21 protein-coding genes and 2 pseudogenes are annotated in these 22,098 nt (G+C 66.5%); 10 read left to right on the top strand and 13 right to left on the bottom strand.

The features are described from left to right. Nucleotides 1-67: 67 nt before the first annotated feature. The 3 genes from U5771_RS19830 to U5771_RS19820 all read left to right on the top strand — a co-directional run bounded on the left by U5771_RS19830 (nt 68) and on the right by U5771_RS19820 (nt 1,471). A complete protein-coding gene (locus tag U5771_RS19830) occupies nt 68-289 on the top strand; it encodes a hypothetical protein (protein WP_322025556.1) in 222 nt (73 codons plus the stop codon). A gap of 183 nt (nt 290-472) precedes the next feature. Continuing rightward, the gene (locus U5771_RS19825) at nt 473-952 is read left to right on the top strand and encodes a hypothetical protein (RefSeq protein WP_322025555.1); all 480 of its coding nucleotides are present in this window, start codon (nt 473-475) and stop codon (nt 950-952) included. A gap of 96 nt (nt 953-1,048) precedes the next feature. Next, complete coding sequence (locus tag U5771_RS19820) at nt 1,049-1,471, top strand: ACT domain-containing protein (RefSeq protein ID WP_322025554.1); 423 nt, start codon at nt 1,049-1,051, stop codon at nt 1,469-1,471. A gap of 474 nt (nt 1,472-1,945) precedes the next feature. Here the strand turns inward: U5771_RS19820 and U5771_RS19815 are convergent, their stop codons facing one another. Further along, nucleotides 1,946-3,868, bottom strand: coding sequence for an ATP-binding protein (locus U5771_RS19815; protein WP_322025553.1), 1,923 nt, complete (start codon nt 3,866-3,868; stop codon nt 1,946-1,948). Nucleotides 3,869-4,773: 905 nt separating this feature from the next. On the opposite strand from U5771_RS19815, the gene U5771_RS19810 reads away from it, so the two are divergent. Continuing rightward, nucleotides 4,774-5,112, top strand: coding sequence for a hypothetical protein (locus U5771_RS19810; RefSeq protein ID WP_322025552.1), 339 nt, complete (start codon nt 4,774-4,776; stop codon nt 5,110-5,112). A 96-nt stretch (nt 5,113-5,208) separates the two neighbouring features. On the opposite strand, the gene U5771_RS19805 is transcribed toward U5771_RS19810, so the two are convergent. From U5771_RS19805 to U5771_RS19790, 4 genes are all read right to left on the bottom strand, one after another. Beyond that, nucleotides 5,209-6,513 (bottom strand): HipA domain-containing protein, encoded by a 1,305-nt coding sequence (locus U5771_RS19805; RefSeq protein WP_322025551.1) that lies wholly within the window; start codon nt 6,511-6,513, stop codon nt 5,209-5,211. Further along, nucleotides 6,503-6,787: a helix-turn-helix transcriptional regulator gene (locus tag U5771_RS19800; RefSeq protein WP_322025550.1), complete on the bottom strand. Its 285-nt coding sequence runs from the start codon at nt 6,785-6,787 to the stop codon at nt 6,503-6,505. Before U5771_RS19800 ends, U5771_RS19805 begins: the two co-directional genes overlap by 11 nt. A gap of 160 nt (nt 6,788-6,947) precedes the next feature. After that, on the bottom strand, nt 6,948-7,244 hold the full coding sequence (locus tag U5771_RS19795) for a hypothetical protein (protein ID WP_322025549.1): 297 nt from the start codon (nt 7,242-7,244) through the stop codon (nt 6,948-6,950). 75 nt (nt 7,245-7,319) lie between these two features. Next, a complete protein-coding gene (locus U5771_RS19790; protein ID WP_322025548.1) occupies nt 7,320-8,504 on the bottom strand; it encodes a porin in 1,185 nt (394 codons plus the stop codon). Between the two features lie 484 nt (nt 8,505-8,988). Between U5771_RS19790 and U5771_RS19785 the strand changes: the two genes are divergently transcribed. Then, the gene (locus tag U5771_RS19785; protein ID WP_322025547.1) at nt 8,989-9,333 is read left to right on the top strand and encodes a DUF3088 domain-containing protein; all 345 of its coding nucleotides are present in this window, start codon (nt 8,989-8,991) and stop codon (nt 9,331-9,333) included. 66 nt (nt 9,334-9,399) lie between these two features. Next, nucleotides 9,400-10,398, top strand: coding sequence for an ABC transporter substrate-binding protein (locus U5771_RS19780; protein ID WP_322025546.1), 999 nt, complete (start codon nt 9,400-9,402; stop codon nt 10,396-10,398). 256 nt (nt 10,399-10,654) lie between these two features. On the opposite strand, the gene U5771_RS19775 is transcribed toward U5771_RS19780, so the two are convergent. Then, nucleotides 10,655-11,113: a hypothetical protein gene (locus U5771_RS19775; RefSeq protein ID WP_322025545.1), complete on the bottom strand. Its 459-nt coding sequence runs from the start codon at nt 11,111-11,113 to the stop codon at nt 10,655-10,657. Between the two features lie 254 nt (nt 11,114-11,367). Here U5771_RS19775 and U5771_RS19770 point away from each other — a divergent pair, with 254 nt between their 5' ends. Together U5771_RS19770 and U5771_RS19765 are read left to right on the top strand one after the other, a co-directional pair. Next, nucleotides 11,368-13,206: a tetratricopeptide repeat protein gene (locus tag U5771_RS19770; RefSeq protein ID WP_322025544.1), complete on the top strand. Its 1,839-nt coding sequence runs from the start codon at nt 11,368-11,370 to the stop codon at nt 13,204-13,206. Then, nucleotides 13,203-13,976: a class I SAM-dependent methyltransferase gene (locus U5771_RS19765; protein WP_322025543.1), complete on the top strand. Its 774-nt coding sequence runs from the start codon at nt 13,203-13,205 to the stop codon at nt 13,974-13,976. The genes U5771_RS19770 and U5771_RS19765 overlap by 4 nt, the downstream gene beginning before the upstream one ends. 47 nt (nt 13,977-14,023) lie before the next feature. On the opposite strand, the gene U5771_RS19760 is transcribed toward U5771_RS19765, so the two are convergent. The 4 genes and pseudogenes from U5771_RS19760 to U5771_RS19745 all read right to left on the bottom strand — a co-directional run bounded on the left by U5771_RS19760 (nt 14,024) and on the right by U5771_RS19745 (nt 17,888). Then, nucleotides 14,024-15,145, bottom strand: a complete 1,122-nt coding sequence (locus U5771_RS19760; protein WP_322025542.1) for a porin — start codon at nt 15,143-15,145, stop codon at nt 14,024-14,026. A 104-nt stretch (nt 15,146-15,249) separates the two neighbouring features. Next, nucleotides 15,250-15,664: pseudogene (locus U5771_RS19755) on the bottom strand (membrane-bound PQQ-dependent dehydrogenase, glucose/quinate/shikimate family); the annotation flags it as partial. A 61-nt stretch (nt 15,665-15,725) separates the two neighbouring features. Next, the gene (locus U5771_RS19750) at nt 15,726-17,483 is read right to left on the bottom strand and encodes a SulP family inorganic anion transporter (RefSeq protein WP_322025541.1); all 1,758 of its coding nucleotides are present in this window, start codon (nt 17,481-17,483) and stop codon (nt 15,726-15,728) included. 189 nt (nt 17,484-17,672) lie between these two features. Continuing rightward, entirely contained in the window at nt 17,673-17,888 is a 216-nt protein-coding gene (locus tag U5771_RS19745) for a hypothetical protein (protein ID WP_322025540.1), read from the bottom strand. A 507-nt stretch (nt 17,889-18,395) separates the two neighbouring features. Between U5771_RS19745 and U5771_RS19740 the strand changes: the two genes are divergently transcribed. Beyond that, a complete protein-coding gene (locus tag U5771_RS19740) occupies nt 18,396-19,385 on the top strand; it encodes a zinc-dependent alcohol dehydrogenase family protein (RefSeq protein WP_322025539.1) in 990 nt (329 codons plus the stop codon). A gap of 25 nt (nt 19,386-19,410) precedes the next feature. Here the strand turns inward: U5771_RS19740 and fnr are convergent, their stop codons facing one another. After that, nucleotides 19,411-20,211 carry a fumarate/nitrate reduction transcriptional regulator Fnr gene (gene fnr / locus U5771_RS19735; RefSeq protein WP_322025538.1) on the bottom strand — a complete coding sequence of 267 codons (801 nt, stop codon included), beginning with the start codon at nt 20,209-20,211 and terminating at the stop codon, nt 19,411-19,413. Between the two features lie 282 nt (nt 20,212-20,493). On the opposite strand from fnr, the pseudogene U5771_RS19730 reads away from it, so the two are divergent. Further along, nucleotides 20,494-20,664: pseudogene (locus U5771_RS19730) on the top strand (universal stress protein); the annotation flags it as partial. A gap of 42 nt (nt 20,665-20,706) precedes the next feature. On the opposite strand, the gene U5771_RS19725 reads toward U5771_RS19730, so the two are convergent. Together U5771_RS19725 and U5771_RS19720 are read right to left on the bottom strand one after the other, a co-directional pair. Next, complete coding sequence (locus tag U5771_RS19725) at nt 20,707-21,543, bottom strand: universal stress protein (RefSeq protein WP_322025537.1); 837 nt, start codon at nt 21,541-21,543, stop codon at nt 20,707-20,709. Further along, on the bottom strand, nt 21,540-22,043 hold the full coding sequence (locus U5771_RS19720; protein ID WP_322025536.1) for a universal stress protein: 504 nt from the start codon (nt 22,041-22,043) through the stop codon (nt 21,540-21,542). The genes U5771_RS19725 and U5771_RS19720 overlap by 4 nt, the downstream gene beginning before the upstream one ends. Nucleotides 22,044-22,098 lie beyond the last annotated feature (55 nt).

The following is a 22,098-nucleotide window of genomic DNA, read 5'->3' as shown; positions in this document are numbered from 1 at the left end:
GCCTGTCTTGCCATTCGAACCCGAGACATACCGCACCCTTGATCACGATCAAATTCCTGGAGACGACATGAGCGATAACGAAACTTCGACCGTTCCGACTATCTCGGCATCCGCGATCTGGGCGCTGGAGCGCATTGCCGATAGTCGTTACGGTCGCGATACGCCTGCGCTTGGCTGGTCCGTTGCCCGAGAGCTCGTCGGCGCGGGATTCGTGCGCTATCCGACGAACGGTCGCGGAGGCGTTTCGATTACTGCAGCCGGACAGATTTTCCTGAAGAATCGAAAATAGTGTTTGTCGACGTCGCTCGAGAATCGCACGGTTGCGTCGATCCAGACATCCAGGCGGTGCGTTCATGTCGTGGGCGGTTGCGTTCGAAATGGGACGCATCGACGCGGACGTGCGCGGCCGCGGATTGCCGTCGCTCGCGAAGATGAAGAAACGCACCGCCGCGGACCCGACAAAAGGCTGAACGTGTTTTCCTACCTGCGGTCCCTTCTTGCGCGACGCACATTTCGCCGGCTTCCCGTGATTCGTTTTCAATCGAGGCCGATCGATCTGGGCATCGACGGTGTCCTGCATTCGGGCTGGGAAGTCGCGCTCCTGGATGCGTCCGGCGGTACCGTTGGCGCGGCGATATACAGCCTCGCGCCTCGAACCGATCGGGTCTACGTCCATCGACTGGACATTCGCCCGCCGATGAGGCGCCGCGGCTATGGCCTCGCCTTCCTGTCGTATCTGCATCGAACGTACCAACTGCCCATTACCGCCATCGACGATGTACCGGATCTCCGAGCGTTCTGGCGCGCTGCGAGAACCTATCAATCCGGAGCGTTACGGGTAACGTCCGAGCAATCATCCGATGAGTTCCGCGACGAACTGCTTCAATGGCAGCGTCGGCAGGCGGTGATGCTCGGCTTGCGCCCCCCGTCGACTCAATCATCGGATGCCTAGGCGAGCCTGCATGCCACCCCTCGCGTAAGCGGACTTGCTGGCCGGTCATGCGCGACATAGATTTTGTTCATCGAGGTCCGATTTTTCGGAGGGGACATGGAACTGCTCGTCGAACGCGTTGAGGTCTGGGCGGCCACCATCGAGGACAAGCCGGGCGGTCTTGCACGCGTGTTGAGCGCGTTGCGGGATGCCGGCGCAGATTTGCAATTCGTTGTCGCCCGACGCACACAGGAAGCCCCAGGCAAAGGGGTCGTATTTGTCGCGCCGCTTCAGGGAGATCAAGAGATCCGTGCCGCCACCCAGGTGGGATTCAATCCTACCTCGAGCCTGCACTCCATCCGTGTGATGGGACTGGACCAAATGGGGATCATCGCGGAGCTGACCCGGAAACTGTCGGACGGCGGGATTAACCTCCGCGGCGTATCCGCTGCCGTGCTCGGCTCGCAGTTCATTGCCTATCTCGCGCTCGATTCGCTGGCCGACGCCGAGCAAGCGACCGACATTTTGCAAAGGGCCTGAATGGCCGTTTCAGTTGACTACCGTATGAGCGGGCGCGCGTGCCGCGGTTGAATCTCGCGTGCGTTGCATCGGGCGGCCGAAGCGGTCTGCGCGATCTTCAACCTGCCGAGGCTGCCGCAGGATCTCGACGGCGAAGTGCGGCGTACGCGCGGATGGCGCGCCCGAGCGGTGCTTCGTTCGCGCGTTTCGCGGCGTTCGTATGCCGTCTTCCCGTGTCCTTGCATGCCTTTGAGATTCGTCGTGCCGTGTGCGGCAAGCACGGTGCGGAGGGCAGGAGGGATTGCATTGCTCGACGGCAATCGCTCAGGGCTGAGTTTTGTAGAAAAATAGTGACATTGTGATAAGAATACTTATCTTGTCTCGTCGATATTCCGTCGTTCCATCGAGATTTTTCGGGACGCGGTTTGCCTGGCGCGCGGCTCGAATCAGGGGGAGGCGAACGCGTGGCGGGCTGCGCGCACTCGATTGCTCGAGCTACATCGGCGACGAAGTCCCCGGCAACGTCAAAATGAATGTGCATCCTTTACCCGGGCGCGTGTGCAACTCGATGCTGCCGCCATATCGCTTGGCGATCGTCTTCACAAAAGCCAGCCCGAGGCCCGCGCCCGGCGGGCAACGAGAAGGCCCGGCCTGAAAACGTTGAAACGGTTCGAACAGACGTTGCTGAGCTTCGGCGGAAATGCCGGGGCCGTGGTCGGAAACCGCAATGGCATATCCCTGTTCAACGCTGGACAGACGGACGGTTACCGTGGCGTTACTCGGACTGAACTTGATCGCATTGCTGACGAGATTGACGACCGCGCGTACCAGCAGGAAGGGCTCCACATGCGCGATGCAGACATCGTCCCCGACGTCCACGTCGAGCCGGATGCTTCGTGCCTGAGCCAGTGCCCACAATTCGTCTATTGCATCGAGCACCAGACTGCCGATATCCGTTTCCACCCGGGACCAGGTCGGCGCCTCGGCGCGCGCCAGCAGAACGAAGTCGTCGGCCAATGCCAGCGTGCGGTGCGCATACGTGGCAATCCGATCGAGCAGGTTCTGTGTGGCGGTGTGTTGTTCGGCGGCTCGATGAAGATCGATCAACGCAAGAATCGACGATTGAGGCGAGCGCATGTCGTGGGAAATGAAGTGCAGCCACGCCTCCCGGCGTCGCTCCGCCAAGCGCGTCTCGGTCACGTCCAGCACGAACCCGATCGTTCGTTTGGTAATGCCGTTTTCATTCTGCGGATAGACCGTGGACTGAACCCACCGGATTTCACCATCGGGCCGAACGACGCGATACTCGAACCGATAGTCCGTGCCGGATGAAATGAACGCTTTCGCGGTCTGCGTGACTTGAATGACCTTGTCGACGTCGTCCGGGTGAATGAAGGGGCGAAACTGGTCGATCGACGTGATCGTCTCGCCCGGCGCACGGCCCATGATTCGATACCAGTTCTCGTCGCATTGCAGTGTGTCCGACGCGATGTCGTAGTCCCAGATCCCCAGTCCGCCGACACGGGTCGCGATAGCGAGCCGCTCCTCGTTACGCCGAAGTAGATCGAGCGCGAGGCGCTCGCGCGTGACGTCTCTCGACACACATAGAATGGCGGTGGTCCTTCCGTCGGCGTCCAGTATGGGTGTCAGCATATTGTCCCAGTATTGAACGTCGCGCCCCGGGAGCTCGCTTCGCCCGGCAAATCTGCCGAATACGCCGCGCCTGGCGGAATCCAGTGCGATATTTCCCTCGTGCCAGACGTCTTCGGGCAACAGCGGCAGCCACGGCATGCCGAATCCGGAGTCTTCGTCGACGCCTAATGCCAGGCATCCGGAGCGATTCATGTGCAGCAGATTGCCTGCCGGCGAAATCAGTTTGATGCAATCGATGCTGACATTAAGCATGTCTGATTGTATCGATGCGCGATTCTTCAGTTCGCCTTCCTTGACCTTCAGGTCATGGATGTTCGTACACGTGCACAGCCACCCGGCGCCTACACGATGAAGATTGACGATGAACCATTGGTCGATGCCGCGGGAACCCACCAGTCGGCACTCCAGCGCTGCATGGTCCGAGTCCGGGTGGGCAGCGCGAAGTGTCGACAGAGCAGTGTATCGGTGCTCCGCATGGATCAACTCGACCCATTGGACTCGATGCAGGGCTCCGGCAGGGTGATCCACGTAATCGAGCCACGCGTCGTTGATGCTGACGACTTCCCCGCTTCCGTCGAAATAGCACGCCGGCGTCTGAAGAACGTCGATCAGGCTGATGATCCCGAGCCCGTCCGGGCTGGTGGAGCGAATTTTGTCTGACGAAACAACCGAGGCGCCCGTTTTCGATCCGCTGGGCGCCGCAAGATCCGGGGCGACTGTATTGCATGCGGGGTTTGTTTCATTTTCAAGACGAAATCCGTTCATTTCAATTACATCCCATGCGCCGCCGACACGATTCGAGAATGTCAGATATAAAACAAGGCATCAATGGATGGAATGCACTATGGACTGCATAGTAATAATGCATATTTTGTCTCTCGTGTCGGTGCCAGGTGAGGATGCGGAGATCGTGATGCAGGGGGATTCAGTCAAAAGGTTCACATAATGTCGATCGTGGCAGTGAAATTAACCTTGTCTGTTATTGAATCGGGTGTGCGGGCGAACGTCTATATACGGCCCGGGTGGTATTGGGGCGGCGACAAGCACGTTACACCCTCCGGCCGGATTCACGTGCTGAAGGGCACGGAATGGGGCCTGTCGCACCTGAAATTCCATGTGCCGACGAGTTCGTGACGTCCGATGACGGTCTCGGAGAATACGAATCGTTCTTGCTCCACGAGTGCGGCAGGCTTCGGGTCCAGGACGGTTACGACAGGCTGCCTCGAGGTTTCGTGCACAAAGACGAGCGTTTGTTCGACGATTTCCCGGCTCTGTTACGCGCCGATCGATCGCGGCTCCTCACATTCGGGCGTCGACCGGGCCGCTTGCTGTACGCAGCGTTCGCGGCAGTCGCAGGGTGGGCTGCTGCTCGCGAGCACAACGGAAATAGCAAGTTTGAAAATTTTTTATTCCTTGGGATTCCTCATGTATAAGAATGAGTCCCTGCACGGTATTACAAATTTAAAACGAAATAAATCCAACATTATTGCGTGATCGGTAAATCACCGTCGCTGATGCACCGTGGAATGCGACGTACCTTGCGCGCGTCCTCCTCGATGCTCGGGGCCGGGCTTCGGTCGGGCCTGTCAGCAGCAGGGGCGTGCCGGCCGTCGCCCGACTCGTTCGCCATCTCATGGCGACAGGCGCTCGGCGAGCCGCCCACGATGCGCTTGAACGCCTGGCCGAACGCGCGATCCGCGTCATCGCCGAGCATCCGCGCCACCGTCGAGATGATGGCGCAGGGGTGGGTGGACGCGCACTGCGCGCCCATCGATCCGACCTTCAAGATACCTGCGCAGGGGGCGGCAACGCAGGTATGGACGGCGACGTCGCCCCGTCTCGCCGATATCGGCGGTGTGTACTGGGAGGATGGCGATGTCGCGGTGGTCACGCGTGGCGACGAGGCGGCCGGCGCGCGGCCTCACGCGATCGATCCTGAAGCGGTCGAGCGTCGATGGGCGCGCTCCGCCGCGTTGACGGGCGTCGATGCATTCGCGGCGCGCCGCTGACGTGTGGGCGCCGCGCTGATCGGCATTGCGCATGCGTCGACACGCAGCGCGCGAGCGTGGGGGGCGCGGCTCCCACCCATCGCCGCCCATCCCCGCTCAATCGCGCGTGGACCGAAGCGCGCGCCCCATCTCCGCGATCGGCATTGCCGCGATCGAATTCAGCAGGCGCGTCTCCCCGGCGTCCGGGCGCGCGATCGCCCGCACTTCATCGAGCGTCTGCGCGACGTGGCGATCGAGCGGTTCGAGAAAGCGCTGCAGCTCGCTGGCCGCCGCCTTGTCCCTGAGCCCGAGTGCCTGCCCGAACGCGATCAGCGCAGCCACGTCGATATCGACAAACCGCGTCGCGGTGCCGAGCGGCATCGTCAGTTCGCAGTGCGGCCAGTGATCGCCGCGATGGTCGGGCCGGTGCGTCGGCGTGTGATACACGACCGTGCTGACGATGTCGTAGAACGGCGCGAGCCGGTAGCCGCGCGCGTCGACGAAGAACGACAGGTTCTTCAGGTGCGCGTCGGCATTGCCGACCACCACGTTGAACACGGTCCAGCGGAACACCGACAGGCGCGCCAGCGCGCGCGTGCTGGTGCGCTCGATCGCGCGGGCGAGCGCCTGCGCATTCGCGCGCTGGTACTTGAAGCCGCGGTCGTAGTTGAGCAGCTGCATCGCGTCGATCGTATGCACGCGCCCGGCCGGCGTCGACGCGACGTCGCGGTCGAACCGGTCGATCACGTAGCACGCGGAAGGCGCGCGCAGGAAGTGCACGTCGGGCACGTCGAGCCCCATCTTCCTCGCGAGCGTCATGCAGAAGAATTCGTTGATCGCCGAGTGCGGGTAGCCGGCCGCCCGCATGTCCGGCTTGAGCAGGTGCATCGACGGCTCGCTGCCGACCGGTTCGTACAGCGCGTAGTCGGGTGCGTCGCCGCGCAGCACCAGCAGCAGTTTCTGCTGCGCGCCGGCTGCCGACATGCGCTTGGGCGCGGTGGCCGTCAGCGCGCGCTCGGGCATCGCCTGGATCCGGCGTTCGAGCTCGTCGAGCGGCAGCGGCTGCAGGCTGCCGGGCGCTTCCTGTTCGCCGTCGGCCAGCAGCGTCAGCGCGCCGGCCGATTCGCGCCCGAAGTACGCGAGCAGGCCCCACGCGTCGGCGGCATCGACCTTCGCCTCGCGCGCGAGCGACGTGCGCATGCCTTCCTCGGGCAGCAGGTTGTCGAAGAACCACTGGACCGGACGATCGGTCGACGTGTCGGTGAAGTTGCCGGCGCGCAGCGCGAACGCCGGCGACAGCGGATAGGCGCTCGGTGACGCGAGCCATTGCGGGTCGTACGCGAACGACCAGATGCCCTTGTCGTCGGTCAGCGTGCCCATGCGCACGCCGTTGGCGGAGGCGATCAGCGTTCTAGCCGCCATGACTGCTCCTGCGGCGTTGCGCGGCTTTCAGCGCGGTGGCTTCGGAAATCTCGACCGACGACTCGGCGTACAGGCGCACGCCCAGTTCGCCGAGCAGCAGCATGACCTTGCCGATTTGCGCGGTCGGCTTGCCGGCTTCCACCTGGCTGATGAATTTCGGCGACAGCCCGGTCGCATTCGCGAGTTCGTCGCGCGTGAACCCCTGCTGGAGCCGCGCCGCGCGGATGAAGTGGGCGAGCGCGCCGATCGTGTCGACGGACTGGGACTCCGACATGACGTTCTCCGTGCTTCGTATCTGATCGGGAACAGTATTGCACAACTCGCCGGGTCGGACATTATTTCGTATCCGGTCAGGAACGAAGTGGCGCGCCAGGGAGGCGGTGCGTCGTTTCGTACCCGCTCGGGAACCGGGAGTCGCGGAATCGTGGTGGAGGCTATTTTCGTATCCGGTCGGATACGGGGAGGAAGGGGACGCGGTGTCGCGCCGGTCGCATGCGCGTGCGAGCGGCCGCACCGGCGAGGGGGCACGGCGCGGGCGGAGATCCGTCGGCGGCGGGCACGGTCAGCGTGCCGACGTCATCGCCGCCGGCCGGCAGCAGCGCGGCGGCCCGGCCGCCGGCGAGCTGGCGCAGCGCCGCGCGTCGGCCGGCACGGCGTGGACGGGAAAGGAAGCCGGTCATGATCGAAGCCGTGCCGCGCGCGGGCGCGGCAGCATCCGGAAAAACGGACATTCCCGGCAACCGGTCGCGACGCTGCGAACAACGATTCCCGCTTTGCTTATCGCGCCGCGCCCGCTGCGCGAACGCTCAAAACTTCACGCGCAGCCCGCTGACGAACGCGAGCTGGCGATTGGTCGACGATGCGCTGCCGATGTTCGAGATCGCCGCGATCTTGCGATAGCCGCCCGACGTCGCGGTGCTCGCATCGCCCGCGGCCAGCTGGTAGATGCCGGACAGGTAAATGTCGGTGCGTTTCGACAACGCATAGTCGAACCCGAGCGTGAACTGGTGCCAGCGCGGCTTCAGCGTCTGGCCGCCGGTGCCCGGCAAGCCGCTCGCGCGTCCGTCGGTGAACGTGTAGACGCCGATCAGCGTCGCCGCCGGCGTGATCTGGTAGCGTCCGTTCACGTCGTAGTTGTTGAACTTGCGCGACGAGCCGTCGACATAGTCGAGCTGCGTGTGGCTCCACGCGAACCCGAGCGTCGCGCGGCCGAGCGTGTAGTTCGCGCCCGCGACGCCGATCTGCTGCTTGCGCACGCCGCCGTTCAGCCCGTAGAAGAACGCGCCGCTGTAGTCGTTGCCGGTCGTCGTGGTCGCGCCGCCGACCGCGCCGCTCGTGTTCGACGTCGCGTTCGGGTGGTTGAGCCGCACGTAGCCGGCGCCCGCCGACAGCGGGCCGTTCACGTAATTCGCCGACACGCCCCACGCGTTGTTGTTCGAGAAGCCGGTGCCCGCGCCGCCGTTCGCCTGGTTGCTGAACGCGTACAGCACGTCGGCCGTGAAGCCGGCGATCGTCGCACTGCGGAACTTCACCGCGTTGTTGATCCGGAAGCTCTGGTTCATGTTGTCGTTGTCGCCGATATGGGTCGCCGGCGACCAGAAGCCGGACCCCGAGTACTGCGCGACGAGATCGGTGATCGGCTCGTACTGGCGGCCGAACGTCAGCGTGCCGAGGTCGGCCTTGCTCAGGCCCACGTACGCGGAGCGGCCGAACAGGCGGCCGCCCTGGCCGAGCCCGCCGTCGCTCGGCCGGAAGCCGCTTTCGAGCGTGAACACGGCCGCCAGGCCGCCGCCGAGATCCTCGCTGCCTTTCAGGCCCCAGCGGCTGCCGCTCAGCTTGCCGCTCGTCTGCTGGATGTTGCTCGCGCCGCCCTGGTTGTTCGTATAGGCGAAGCCGGCGTCGACGACGCCGTACAGCGTGACGGAACTCTGCGCATGCGCGCCGATGGAACCGATCGAAACCAAACCCAGGACTACCGATTGCTTGATCATGAATATCCTCTGTTTTTTATGGGACCGTCTGCGAGGATCACGATGCTATTGAGTCCGGGCCGCGCGACGAACGGCCGATCCGTGGTTTGCAATTCGCAGTGCGACCGAATTGCAATGCGTGCCGATGCATGCCCGACGCGCGCGCCGCGATCGCGTCCGGCACGCATGCTGCGGCGAACGCATCGGCCTCGATGGCAAACACGGTGCGGCGACGATGGGCGGTCGTGGACATATCGATCGATGAAATCGTTGGATACCGCAACGAAGTGCGTCCGGCTGACGATGCTTTTATGCAACGCGGCTCTGTGAGACGCACGGCCGATGCGCTAGGCACGCCTGCATATCGATTCCGCAAAACGTTGGTAGGGCCGCGCGATGCGACGCTGTAGAGTCGGGCATCCGGCCGTGAGCCGGCCAGCGCCGGGCGCGGTGCACGCTGCGTGCGTGCAGCCCGGTGGAACCACGCCTAGGGGAGCCGTGTGAAATGAGTCGTGATGTGCTGTTTCTGCTGGAACCGGGTTTTGCCGATCCGACGTATCCGGGCCGACACTTCGTCTGTCCGCACGGACTGGCGATCGAAGGGCTGCTCGCGAGCGCGCCCGATCGGGCCGCCCGCCTCGACGTGCGCCAGGTCGGTTTCGAGCGGCCGCGGCACGCGGTGATCGACGTGCTCGACGACGCGCATCAGGGCTTGCCGGTGCTCGTGCTCGGTCGCGCGCAACCGGCGCCGGACGATGCGCACACGCTCGGCGTGGTGCGCTTCGTCACCGACCCGCGCCGCATCCTCGACCTGCTGGCCGAGCGCCACGGTTTCCCGGCGCTGCATTGACGCGCGTCGACCGTCGCGCACGGCGGTTTCCTTTTTCCCTCAGCGTTCAATCGACAGGAGCATCCGATGGCGTCAACTTCGGCGGCACGCCGCCGCCTGCTGCTCGCCGGCGCCGCGCTCGCGGCGACCCCCGTGGTCGCGCGGGTCGCGCTTGCCGCACCGACCGTCAACGCCGATCTTGCCGGCACCACGCTGCGCGTCGCGACCTACAAGGGCGGCTGGCGCGCGCTGCTGCAAGCGGCCGGCCTCGGCGACACGCCGTACCGGATCGAGTGGCGCGAGCTCAACAACGGCGTGCTGCACATCGAGGCGCTGAACGCGGATGCGCTCGACATCGGCTCGGGCAGCGAGATTCCCGCGGTGTTCGCCGCGCGCCAGAAGGCCAGCGTCCGGTTCATCTCGCGGACCCGGGAAGATATGAACAACCAGGTCACGCTGGCGCGCAAGGACACGCCGATCCGCGACATCGCGGACCTGAAGGGCAAGCGCGTCGGGTATGTGCGCGCGACGACGTCGCACTATTTCCTGTACCGGCAACTGGCGGAGGCCGGCCTCGGTTTCGACGACATCCATCCGATCAACCTGTCGCCGACCGACGGGCTGTCGGCGTACGACCGCGGCGACCTCGACGCGTGGGCGATCTACGGCTACAACGGCCAGCTCGCGCGCAACCGTTACGGTGCGCGTGTGCTGAAGACGGGCAAGGGCTATCTGTCCGGCAATTTCCCGATCTATGCGAACCCGCGCACGCTGGACGACCCGCGCCGGCGCGCGGCGACCGGCGATCTGCTGCTGCGGTTCCGGCGTGCATACGCCTGGGCGAACGGCCATTTCGATGCCTATGCGCGCGTGCAGAACGGCGAGACGCGCGTGCCGGTTGCCGATCTCGCGGCGATGTTCGCGCAGCGCAGCGACGACTACGCACTGCTGCCGGTCACGCCCGACGTGGTTGCGCAGCATCAACAGGTCGCGGACGTGTTCGCCCGCGTCGGCGTGCTGGATGGTCCGGCCAATGTCGCGCCGTTCTGGGATACGTCGTTCAACGCGCTGGTGGCGTCGGCGTGACGCGTGACGGGTGCTCAAGCACCTGAAGACGACGCACGGAAAGGGCGGATGCGCCGTGACGGGAGATCGCAGGTCCGGCACTGCGGTGCGGCGCGGCGAACAGTAGGTCGTCGAGCGTGCGGATGCGCGGTTGGCGGACACCGGCGGCCCATGCCATGACTGGCGGGTGAAGGCAACGAAGGGCAACGAAGGGCAACGAAGCGGACGCGCCCGGCGCGAATCCGGTCGCGCGGACCGGATCAGGACAACGTCGTGGTCAGGAGAACGTCGTGGCGACCATGATGCCGAACACCAGGCCGAGCGCGATGCCGGTCAGCCGGCCGTAGATCGAGGCGCGCACATTGTCGTCCAGCTCGAACGGCGAGCGCTTGTGCTTCCATACCGTGCTGAATGCCACCGGGCGGGTCAGCAGCACGGTGCAGGCGATCAGCACCGGCGTCGCGACGAGCATCGCGATGCGCGGCCCGTTCCAGTCGACGCCATGCATCATCAACGACACGAGCACGGCAAGCGGCACCTCGACGCACAGGCCGAGCAGCGAGCCGCCGACGAAGGAATCTCCCGGTGATTGGAACATGGTCGGTCCGTCCGTTCGAATAATGAAAGCCGCGCCCGTTTTCGCGCCGTTGAAAATGGCGACCGCGGTCCTTCTGGAAGGCCATGGTCGATCGTGTGGCCGGATGTTAAGGCAAATTGTCGTCCGGTTGTCGGCCATTCAAGCTATTTAACAAATGTTCGACCGAAACCGGGTATCGTGCGCGGCACGGGGCGATCGCGCCGTGGTAAAAGTCGGGAGGCGCGCGTTCGGTGCGCGGCGCGCGGTGCCGGCCTCGCGCGTCGGGCGGCAGGAATGGCGCCGGTCGGCAGGCGACAGGGGCTCGACGGCACACCGCTCCGGCCCGAAAATACGATCCGGTTTCGACCCGACGGAGCCCGTGCAGTCGCCGAGCATTGCCAATCAATTCGACCATGAGCGAACCCAACCTTCCGGACATCGACGCGGCGCACGTGGAATTCGCCGCCGGTGTCGCCGCGCATCATGCGGGGCGAAGTGCCGATGCCGCGCGCCACTATCGCGCGGCGCTGGCGCTGCACGCCGGTCATCCGGAAGCGCTGAACAATCTCGGCATCGTCCTTGAAGCGGAAGGTGCGACCGCCGACGCGGAGCATGCGTATCGACGCGCCGCCGAACTGCGTCCCGATTACGTGGACGCGTGGTGCAATCTCGGGATGCTGCTTGACGACCTTCGACGCGCCGAAGAAGCCCAGGCTTGCTACCGTCGCGTCCTCGCCTTGAATCCCGCGCATGCGCCGGTGCTTCGCCGGCTCGGCATGCTGCTGCGGCTTGCGGGCCGTCGCGACGAAGCGGAGCGTGTGTTTCGCGATGCGATCGCATCGCGGCCCGACGATGCCGAGGCGCATGCGGAGCTCGCGGTGGTGCTACAGGAGGCCGGGCGCTGGCAGGAAGCGGAGCGGCATTACCGCGAATCGCTGGCGCGCGCGCCGAATGTCGCCACGACGCTGAACAACCTCGGCGCGCTGCTGCATCGCGTCGACCGGCTGCCGGAGGCCGAAGACTGCTTCCGGCGTGCGTTGTCGCTGAGCCCGGACTACCGCGACGCGCGCGGCAATCTCGGCAACGTGCTGTTCGCGCAGCAGCGCTACGGCGACGCCGAGGCGTGCTATCGCCGCGTGCTCGCCGACGATCCGGCCTGCGCCGACGCCTGGAACAACCTCGGCCGCCTGCTGCATGACGCGGGCCGCCTGAGCGAGGCCGCGGACTGTCTGAGACGCGCGTTGACGGTCGATCCCGGCCGCGTGCCGACGAGGTTCAACCTGAGCCTCGTGCTGCTCGCGATGGGGCAATACGAAGCGGGCTGGCGGCTTTACGAGGCGCGCTACCGGTCGTCGCCGCATTGGGGCGCCGATGCGGCGGATCACGTCGCGCCGGAGCTGCCGGCGCCGCGCTGGCAGGGCGAGGCGCTCGACGGGAAGTCGCTCGTCGTGTGGCCGGAGCAGGGGCTCGGCGACGTCGTGCAGTTCGCGCGCTATCTGCCGCTGCTCAGGCAGCGCGGGCTGGCGACGCTGACCGTCGTATGCCCGCCCGCGCTGACCCGCCTCGTCGCGACGGTCGACGGCGTCGATCGATGCGTGGCGCTCGGCGATGCGGCCGCACTGCCGCCGCACGATTACGCGTGTCCGATCATGAGCCTGCCGTTGCGGTGCGGGACGACCGTCGACACGATTCCCGCGACGGTTCCGTATCTGCGCGTGCCGGCGCAGTGCGTCGAGCACTGGCGCAGCCGCGTGCCGGCCGACGGCTTCCGGGTCGGGCTGGTGTGGGCCGGCGATCCGCGCCCCGGCCAGGCGAGCGCGCATGCGACCGATCGGCGCCGGTCGCTGTCGGCGAGCGCGTTCCTGCCGTTGCTGCGGGTGCCGGGCGTGCGCTTCGTCAGCCTGCAGAAGGGCGAAACGACCCGCGGGCAGATCGAGACGATCCCGCCGTCGATCCGGCCCGTCGATCCGATGGCGCAGGTGCAGGACTTCGCCGACACGGCGGCGATCATCTCGCTGCTCGATCTCGTGATTACCGTCGATACGTCGGTTGCGCACGTGGCCGGGGCGCTGAACAAGCCGGTGTGGATCCTGTCGCGATTCGACGGCTGCTGGCGCTGGTTCGCAGATCGGGACGATTCGCCGTGGTATCCGTCGGCGACGCTGTTCCGGCAGACGGAGCCGGGGCGCTGGGACGACGTGATCGAGCGGGTGGCGCGTGCGCTTGAAGCTAACCAGGGGGCGGCAACATGATTGAAAACCTGACCAACCATCCGACGACGATTGCCTGCAAGGTGTGCGGTGCCGACGCGGACATCTGCGGCGTGGTCGATTTCTCGCGCTGCGGCGCCGACATGATCGCCGGGAAAAAGGTCGATCCGTTCGTCGGCGTGCCGATCTACTACTACGCGTGCCGGCAATGCGGATTCACGTGCACGCCGGCCTTCGACCACTGGACGCACGACGATTTCGCGCGTCACGTGTACAACGACGACTACGCGCGCCACGATCCGGAGTATCTCGAGCATCGTCCGCGGCAGCACGCCGACCTGATCTGCACGAGCTTTCCGTCGATGCGGGAGACCCGCATTCTCGATTTCGGCTCGGGGCTCGGGCTGCTGGAAAAGAAGCTGTCCGAGCGCGGGTTCGCGGATGTGACTTCGTATGACCCGTTCAGCCATCCCGTCGCGCCGCAGGGGCAGTTCGATTCGATCCTGTCGTTCGAGGTGTTCGAGCATCATCCGGATCCGCAAAGCCTGTTCGCCGACATCATCCGGTACAGGGCACCCGCGGGCGCACTGCTGTTTCAGACGTCGCTGATCACGCCGGAGATTCTCGAGCACGGGATCGAGCAATGGTGGTACTGCGTGCCGCGCAACGGGCATATTTCGTTCTATACGAGCCAGGCGCTGACATTGCTGGCGACGCAGCACGGGCTGGAGTTCGGATCGTTCAGTCCGTCGTTGCACGTGGCGTTCGATCGTGCGGCGGCGCCGGCGTGGCTTGCGAAATTCCTTGAGTGAAAGGGCGCGCCGTGCAGACCGCGGCATCGGCGGCGGGCGCGCTCGTTCTAGAAACGATCGATCATCCCGAACTGGATGCCGCGCACCGACGCACCCGGCCACGAAGGCGCGAGGCCGGTCACGTTCACGCCTTTCAGCGTGTAGGCGGCCTGGCCGCGGTTGTGAAGCCAGGCGGCGCTCGCATAGACCAGCACCCGCTTCGACACATCGTATTCGCACGCCGCGCTGAACTGGTCGGCGTCGTTGTCGCCGCCCGACCGGTCGCGCAGCCACGTATAACCCAGCGACGTGCGCAAACGCGCGCTCACCGCATAGCGCGCCGACGCCGACACGCCATCGTTGTGGTACCGGGGCGTTCCGCCGTCGCCGTTGAAATACGACAGGAAGCCGGTCACCGGGCCGAATGCATAGGACACGCCGCCGAGGTTGGCGCGCAGCGCGCCGCTGCCGTGGGTTTGCTGGTGCGCGTACGAGATGCGGAACGGGCCGTCATGCCAGGCGAAGGTCTCGATGTGGCCTGCCAGCCCGTTGCCGTCGCCGTCCGTCGCGGCGCGCAACGACGCCATGATCGTGGTGGAAAAGCCATGCACCTCGGGGGAAAGGTACGTGATCGCATTGCTTTCGTACGGCGTGATCTTCGACAGGTTGTCCAGCCCCGACGCGATCGTGCCGGCGCCGAACGCATCGAGCTGCCCCTTGAACGGGATGTAGATCGGCGAATACTGACGGCCGACCCGCACCGTGCCATAGCGTGAGCTCACGCCGATCCAGGCCTGGCGGTTGAACAGCGTGTTGGAGACGGCCAGGGTGCCGTCCGTCGAGCCGAAGCCGTTCTCGAGCTCGAACAGGATCTTCACGCCGTTGCCGATATCCTCGGCGCCGCGCACGCCGATCCGCGTGCCGCGATACGCGCCGGAATCCATCCGGGCGACGTAACCGGCGCCGGGATTGGTGATCTCGATGCTCGTGTCGATCGCACCGTACAGCGTCACGCTGCCTTGCGCATGGGCCGCGGACGCGTGCGCGGCGATGGCCGCGGCAGCCGCACCGATGTGCAGTGCGAGACGCCTGCCGGCCGCCGGCCGGCGTGATCGGCCGTTTGCCGACGTGGCGTCGTGGCATCGGGGGCGGGAGGCGGGAAAGGAATGACTCATGGGCAACGGCGGCATGCGGCCTCGGCAGTGGGGTGACGCACTGAATGCGGGATGGTGCGGCAACCTGCGCCGCAGCATCCCGAACGCGATCCGGTCGATTCCGGCGCTTGCTTGCTGTCGGGCAACGCGTAAGCCACCACGTAGTCGCCTCGATCAGGCGACTGGCGCCCGCCGCCCGCTGCCCGCCGAGATGACGATGTATTGCTTGCCGTCGATTGTATAGCTCATCGGCGTGCCCCGGCTTCCCACCGGCAAACGCGCCTTCCACGGTTCCTTGCCCGTCGAGCTGCCGAACGCGCGCAGGGAGTCGTCCTGCGTCGCGGCGAAGAACACGAGGCCGCCGCCGGTCGTCGGCGAGCCGCCGATGGTGGGCATGCCGATCGGTGACGGCATGTGCATCCGCACGCCGTAGAGGCGCGTGTCCTTCACGGTACCGAGCGGGACTTGCCATGCGATGCTGCGCGCTTTCAGGTCGACCGCGGTGAGACTGCCGAACGGCGGCTTCTGGCACGGGATGCCGGGCGGCGGGAAGAACGATCTGAACCGGCAGGCGTCGCGATGCGGCGACTGCCGCATCGATGCGTGCCCCGTCCGTCTACCTCGTCTTGTGCGAGACGCGCCGGCGCGCGGCACGCTTTCTTTTGCAGGCTCGCGCATGTCGCTCCGGCCGCCGAACGTGATGGGCAACGGCATCGGTCACGGTCGGAAAGAAGCTGGCTGCGCCGAACACGTCGAACAGGCCGTAGGCGCGCAGGCGATCCTTCACCGGCCCCTTCATCTCCGCGAAATTCATCGCGATGCCGCGTTCCCCGAGCGCCTCGTGCAGCGCCACGAGTCGATCCGCGGCGCTGACGTCGATGTCGGTGACGGGCTCGGCGGCGATCACGACGCGCGTGACCGGGCCCGCCGATCGCGCGATCTCGGCGTACAGATGCTCGCAGAAGATCTCGACGTTCGCATAGAACAGCGGGGCATCCCAGCGGAACAGCACGAGCCCGGGCATTTGCACCGCGTCCGGATGCCGTGCGATGTCGTGATAACCGCGCACGCCCGTCAGCCGGCCCAGCACCGTGTCGTACGGGTGCCAGGCCCGCCAGACGAACGACAGCAGCGACAGCGCGCTGGCGAGCAGGATGCCGGGTATGACGCCGATGCCGATCACGCCGGCAAAGCACAGCACCGAAATCAGGCATTCTCCGCGGCGCATCCGGTACAGCCGCACGACGCTGCGGACGTCGGCGATGCCGAACGCCGCGTAGATCACCACAGCGGCCAGTGCGGTGCGCGGGACGAAGGTCAGCAGCGCCGGCGCGGCGACGAGCAGTATGGCGATGCACGCGGCCGCGACGAGATTCGTGACCTGGCTTTGCGCGCCCGCGGCGATCGCGACCGGCGTGCGGGACGCGCTGCTGCTGACCGCGCAGCCCTGCGTCACGCCGGCCAGCAGATTGGCCGCGCCCAGTGCGACCAGTTCCTGGTTGCGGTCCGGCGTATCGCCCGCCCGTGCGGAAAGCGCGCGCGACAGCATGCTGATGTCGGCGAACGACACCAGCGCCACGGCGAGCGCGCCGGACGCGAGTGCGCGCACGTCGGCAAGCGAGACGACCGGCAGGCGCGGGGCAGGCATGCCGGCCGGCAACGCGCCGACCGTCGCGACGCCGTGCAAGGGCGGCAGGCGAGCGACGAGCGTGGCCGCCAGCACGGCGATCAATACACCGGGCCAGCGCGGCACCACGCGTTTGATCAGGAAGATGGTCGCCAGCACGCCGGCGCCGAGCAGGCCGGCGGCGATGGAAAAACGGCCGTCGACGAGGGCATGCGCGATGCGCGGCACGCTGGAAAACACGTCGCCGCCCGATAGCGGCATGCCGAACAGCTCGGGCAGCCGCCCGACCGCGAGCGCGATGGCAATGCCGTTCAGGTAACCGTACTGGATCGGGCGCGACAGCAGATCGGTGACGAAGCCGAGGCCGAGCGCACCGAGCAGGATGCAGATCGTTCCGGCCGACAGTGCCAGCGCGCCGGACAGCGCGATCGCGCGTTGCGGATCATGGGCGGCGAGCGGGGCGATGGCGCCCGCAATCAGCGCGGCCAGTGCGGAATCCGGACCGAGGACGAGGATCCGGCTCGGGCCGAGCAGCGCATAGGCGAGCAACGCGGCGATCGACGCATAGAGTCCCGTGATCGCGGGCAGCCCGGCCGCCTGCGCGTAGCTCAGCCCGACCGGCACCAGCACGGCGGAAAGCGCGATCCCCGCGTACAGGTCGCGCGACAGCCACGCACGCCGGTAGGTCGCGAGCAGCGCGACGCCCGGCAGCATGCGTGCGAGCCGTCCGGAAGGCGGCAGGTTCATCGCGATTTCATCCGGGCGCGATCCAGGCAAAAGGCGGAGTTCGGCCCGGCAAGCACGCGATCATCGGGATGTGGTCGGGGGCGACGGCCGCACGAGACGGCGGTACGAACGTAACCACGGCATCAAATGTCCGGGGGAGGCCGTCGCACGGGATTCCGGCGCCGCGTCACGACACGGCCGCGTTCCACTTCACGCAACCTTGGGTACCGACAGCTGCAGCGCCTTCGCGAAGCGGGCGAGCGTGGCGATCGATCCCGTCACGCTTTCGTAGCGCTCGCGCCCGATTTGTCCGTCGAGTGTCACGAGCATGCCGGCGTCGCGAGCGAGTGCGACGAGTGCCAGCGTGTCGAATGCGTCTGCGTCGGACAGGCTGTCCGGGTCATTGCGGTAGGTGGCGTGTGACATGACGTTTCTCCTTGTGCCTCCGATCGGGTTGTCGGGCAACCGTGCTCGGTGCTTGCAGTATCGTTGTCGTCATGGGGCGATTCAATCAGCCTCCACCGAAGCTGCGGTAGGAATCGGGCAGATGCCGTCGGCGGATTCCTACACGGCGCGTGGCGTCGACGGCGCATTGCAGCGGGCCGGCGCGCGTTCCCGACTGCGTGTATACCCGTATCCGATCGCGCGCCTGATCGCCGCGACGGCGTCGCGATACGTGAACAGCCCGGGCCGCGGCCGTCGCTCATCCTTTCGTCCGCGAGCAATGTGAGATCGGCCAGATCGGCCAGGTCCGCCAGGTCGGCATGCGCGGAAGCGCCGCACGGGCGGCGTCACGCCACTTCATCGTGTCAGCAACCGTCCCGCGGCCGTTGACCCACGTCAAGCGCGTGTCATCGGGCCAAACGCACGCGCTGCCTGACGACTAGCCTTGGAATGCGCAGCGCGCGAAGACGATCGCGCGGGGAGGCGAGCATGCTTGCGATGATGTTTGACGGCACCACACCGCATTTGCGCGCAGCGCGCATGCCGGATCCGGTGCCTGCGGCGGGCCAGCTACTGATCGACGTGCACGCGTGCGGCGTATGCCGGACCGATCTCCACGTCGTCGACGGCGAGCTCGCGCACCCGAAGCTGCCGCTGATTCCGGGGCACGAGATCGTCGGAACGGTGCGCCAGGCGGGCGAAGGCGTGACGGGCTTTGCCGTCGGCGACCGGGTGGGCGTGCCGTGGCTGGGCTCGACGTGCGGGCATTGCGCGTATTGCACGTCCGGCCGCGAAAACCTGTGCGACAGCCCGGGATTCACCGGCTACACGATCGACGGCGGCTATGCCGAGTGCACCGTCGCCGACCATCGGTATTGCGTGCATCTGCCGCAGCGCTATGCCGATCTGGAAGCCGCGCCGCTGCTGTGCGCCGGCCTGATCGGTTATCGAACCTTGCGCATGGCGGGCGATGCGCGCCGCATCGGCATCTACGGCTTCGGCGCGGCGGCCCATCTCGTCGCGCAGGTCGCGCATGCCGAAGGACGCAAGGTGTTTGCGTTGACGAAGCCCGGCGATACCGTGGCGCAGCAACTGGCACTGTCGCTGGGTGCCGCATGGGCCGGCGGCAGCGACGAAGCGCCGCCGGAGCCGCTCGATGCCGCGCTGATTTTCGCGCCGGTGGGCGCACTGGTGCCGGCCGCGCTGCGCGCGGTCGACAAAGGCGGGATCGTCGTGTGCGGCGGCATTCACATGAGCGACATCCCGGGCTTTCCGTACGCGTCGCTGTGGGGCGAGCGCCGCATCGTGTCGGTGGCCAACCTGACGCGCGCGGATGCGGTCGAATTCATGCGGATCGCCGCTGCGATGCCGCTGCGGGTCGAGGCCGTGCGCTATGCGCTGACCGATGCGAACCGCGCGCTCGACGACCTGCGCGGCGGGCGCGTATCGGGCGCCGCCGTGCTGAGCATGCGCGGCTGATCTGCCCGACGGAGCCGCGGCGCGGTCAGATTTGCCGCAGACCTTCCGAATCGACGATCCGGATCTGCTTGCCTTGCGTCGCGACGAGCCCCTTGTGCTGGAACTTCGACAGCATGCGGCTGACCGTTTCGAGCTTCATCCCGAGATATTCGCCGATCTCGTCGCGCGTCATCCGCAGCACGAATTCCGCCGCCGAGTAACCACGCGCCTTGAAGCGCGCGGAAAGATTCAGCAGGAACGCGGCCACGCGCTGTTCGGCGCTCATCGTGCCGAGCAGCAGCATCTGGGACGATTCGCGCACGATCTCGCCGCCCATCATCTGGTACACGTGATGCTGCATCGGCCGCACTTCGCGGCACATCTGCTCGAGCTGGCCGAACGGGATGATGCAGACCGTGCTGTCCTCGAGCGCGATCGCGTCGCCGTTGTGGTGCCCGGAGTACACGCCGTCGAGCCCGAGCGATTCGCCGACGATCTGGAAGCCGGTGATCTGCTCGTCGCCGTCGCGATGCATCACGATGGTCTTGAACGACCCGGTTCTCACGGCATAGATGCTGGTGAATGCGTCGCCCGCGCGAAACAGCGTTTCGCCGCGCTTGACGTGGCGCGTCGTGCAGATCATCGCGTCGACGCGCGCGAAATCGGCGGGCGAAAGATCGGACGGCATGCAGACGGTACGCAATGCGCACGTCGAACAGCGGGACGCGGCGCGCTTGGGCTGGTCCGCCGGTTCGACGGGATGCAGCGGGATGAACGTGCTTAACGGGTTTAATGGGTTTAACGGGTGTAGCGACATGGTCGTCGAGGCTTCGGCACTGCTCTGCATGATCGGCTCCAGTTCGGGGCCAGCGGCGGCTCGCCGTCGGGCGGCGTCGCGCTGACCGTTGTACCGGCGGCCTTGGTCTCTGCCGCCTTCCTGTCGGGAAAGCCCCGCCGGACGCGCCGGGCGACCGCTGCGCCGGTCTCGACGATGATGCTGCCTGTGCTCCGGGAGGCACGTTTGCTCGTTTTTCCTGATCTGCAGTATGGAGGTTGCGCGACGTCAAGAAAATCAGCCGGAATTGAAGTTGCGGTAGGGGAGAGGGAAGTCTTGTAGGAGATTTCCTACAGGGGTGCGGCAACTTGTCACGATGGGGGCCTGATCGTGACGGGCACGCAGGGCCGTCGCGGTGCTCGGCGCGCGGTGTTCGGCAGCGGCGCCGAATCGTTGGTGCGCACCGCGGACCGGCCGGTGCCGGTCGTGCGGGAAGGGTCGGGCGCGTGTGCGCCCGTGTCGTGACGGAACAAGGGCAGCCGCTCGGGCTGCCCCGACTCGGCCTGCTCAGTGGGACAGCAGCACCGGCACCGTCATCGTCTCGAGGATCGTGCGCGTGGCGCCGCCGAGTACGCGTTCGTGCATGCGGGCATGACTGTACAGGCCCATCACGAGCAGATCGGCGTGCAGGTCGGTCACCCGGTTCAGCAGCGTCGCGCCCACGCTCACCGACAGTTCGCGCGGCGTGGTCGAGAACGACGCGCGAATGCCGTGCCGTTCGAGATACGCGGCGACGTCGACGCCCGCCGGCGTCTTGTCAGGATCGGGTTGTCCGCGCGCGACCGTCTCGACGTTGACGAAGCGCGCGCGCGCGAGCAGCGGCAGCGCGTCGGCCATCGCGCGGGCGGCCTCGCGCCCGCCGTCCCAGCCGATCAGCACGTTCTCGCCGAGCGTTCGCACGTCGCCCGCATAGGGCACGACGAGCGCCGGCCGGCCGCTGCCCATCACCACATCCGCAACGAAATGACGGGCCACGTAGGTCATGCGGTCGTCGGGGTCCTCCTGGCCGAGCACCAGCAGATCGGCGTGGCGCGCATGCAGGACCGCGGCAGCGGTCGCGTCGCCGGCCGGCGCCTGCCACTCGACGTTGTTGCGCCCCGCGCGCTCGGCGGCCGCGAGGAATCGTTCCTCGGCTTCCTTGCGCCGCTCTTCGCACAGGCGTTCGTAGACGGCCAGCTTCAGCGGTTCGTCGGGACGCCGCAACGGTTCGAACAGGTCCTGGCAGACCACGTAGAGGCCAATCAGATGGGCGTTCCAGCGTCCCGCGAGCTCGAGCGCGAGATCGACGCGCGTCGCGCAGCGCTTGCTGTCGTCGAGATGGACGAGCAGGGTCTTGTAGCTCATGACGGCTCCTTTTCGGTCGATGCGGCAGGGGGCTCGGCGGGCGCCTTCGATGCGCCGCTCGCCGGGATCATCAGGACCGGGCACGTGGCATGGCGCAGCACACGTTCGGCCACGCTGCCGAGGACGAGGCGGCGAAAACCGCGCCGGCCGTGCGTGCCGATCACGATCAGGTCGGCGCCGATCTCGCCGGCGAAGCCCACGATCCGTTGGGCGACGTCCTCGCCCGCCGGCGCGACATTGGAGATCTGCGGCGTGCCGGCCACGTCGCGCGCTTTCATGCGCCGTGCCGCATCCTCGGTCACGCGCAGCCCTTCCTCGCGGAATGCGTCGACGAGAATCGACGGATCGTATCCGTAAGGGTCGTAGGCCGGCACCAGGAAATCGACGACGTAGACCGGGGTCAGACGCGCACCGGTCTCCGACGCGAGCGTCAGCGCGGCGTCGAGTGCGCGGGACGACGTATCGCTGCCGTCGAGCGCAACCAGAATGTTCGAGTACATGACGTTTCCCCTGAACCGATGTCGATGGAATCATCATCGGCGCGTGTGCGCCGGT

The sequence above is a fragment of the Burkholderia sp. BCC1977 genome (assembly GCF_905339595.1).
Lineage (GTDB): Bacteria > Pseudomonadota > Gammaproteobacteria > Burkholderiales > Burkholderiaceae > Burkholderia.
Note: the sequence above shows the minus strand (reverse complement) of the source record. Positions and strands in the feature narration are given on the sequence as shown.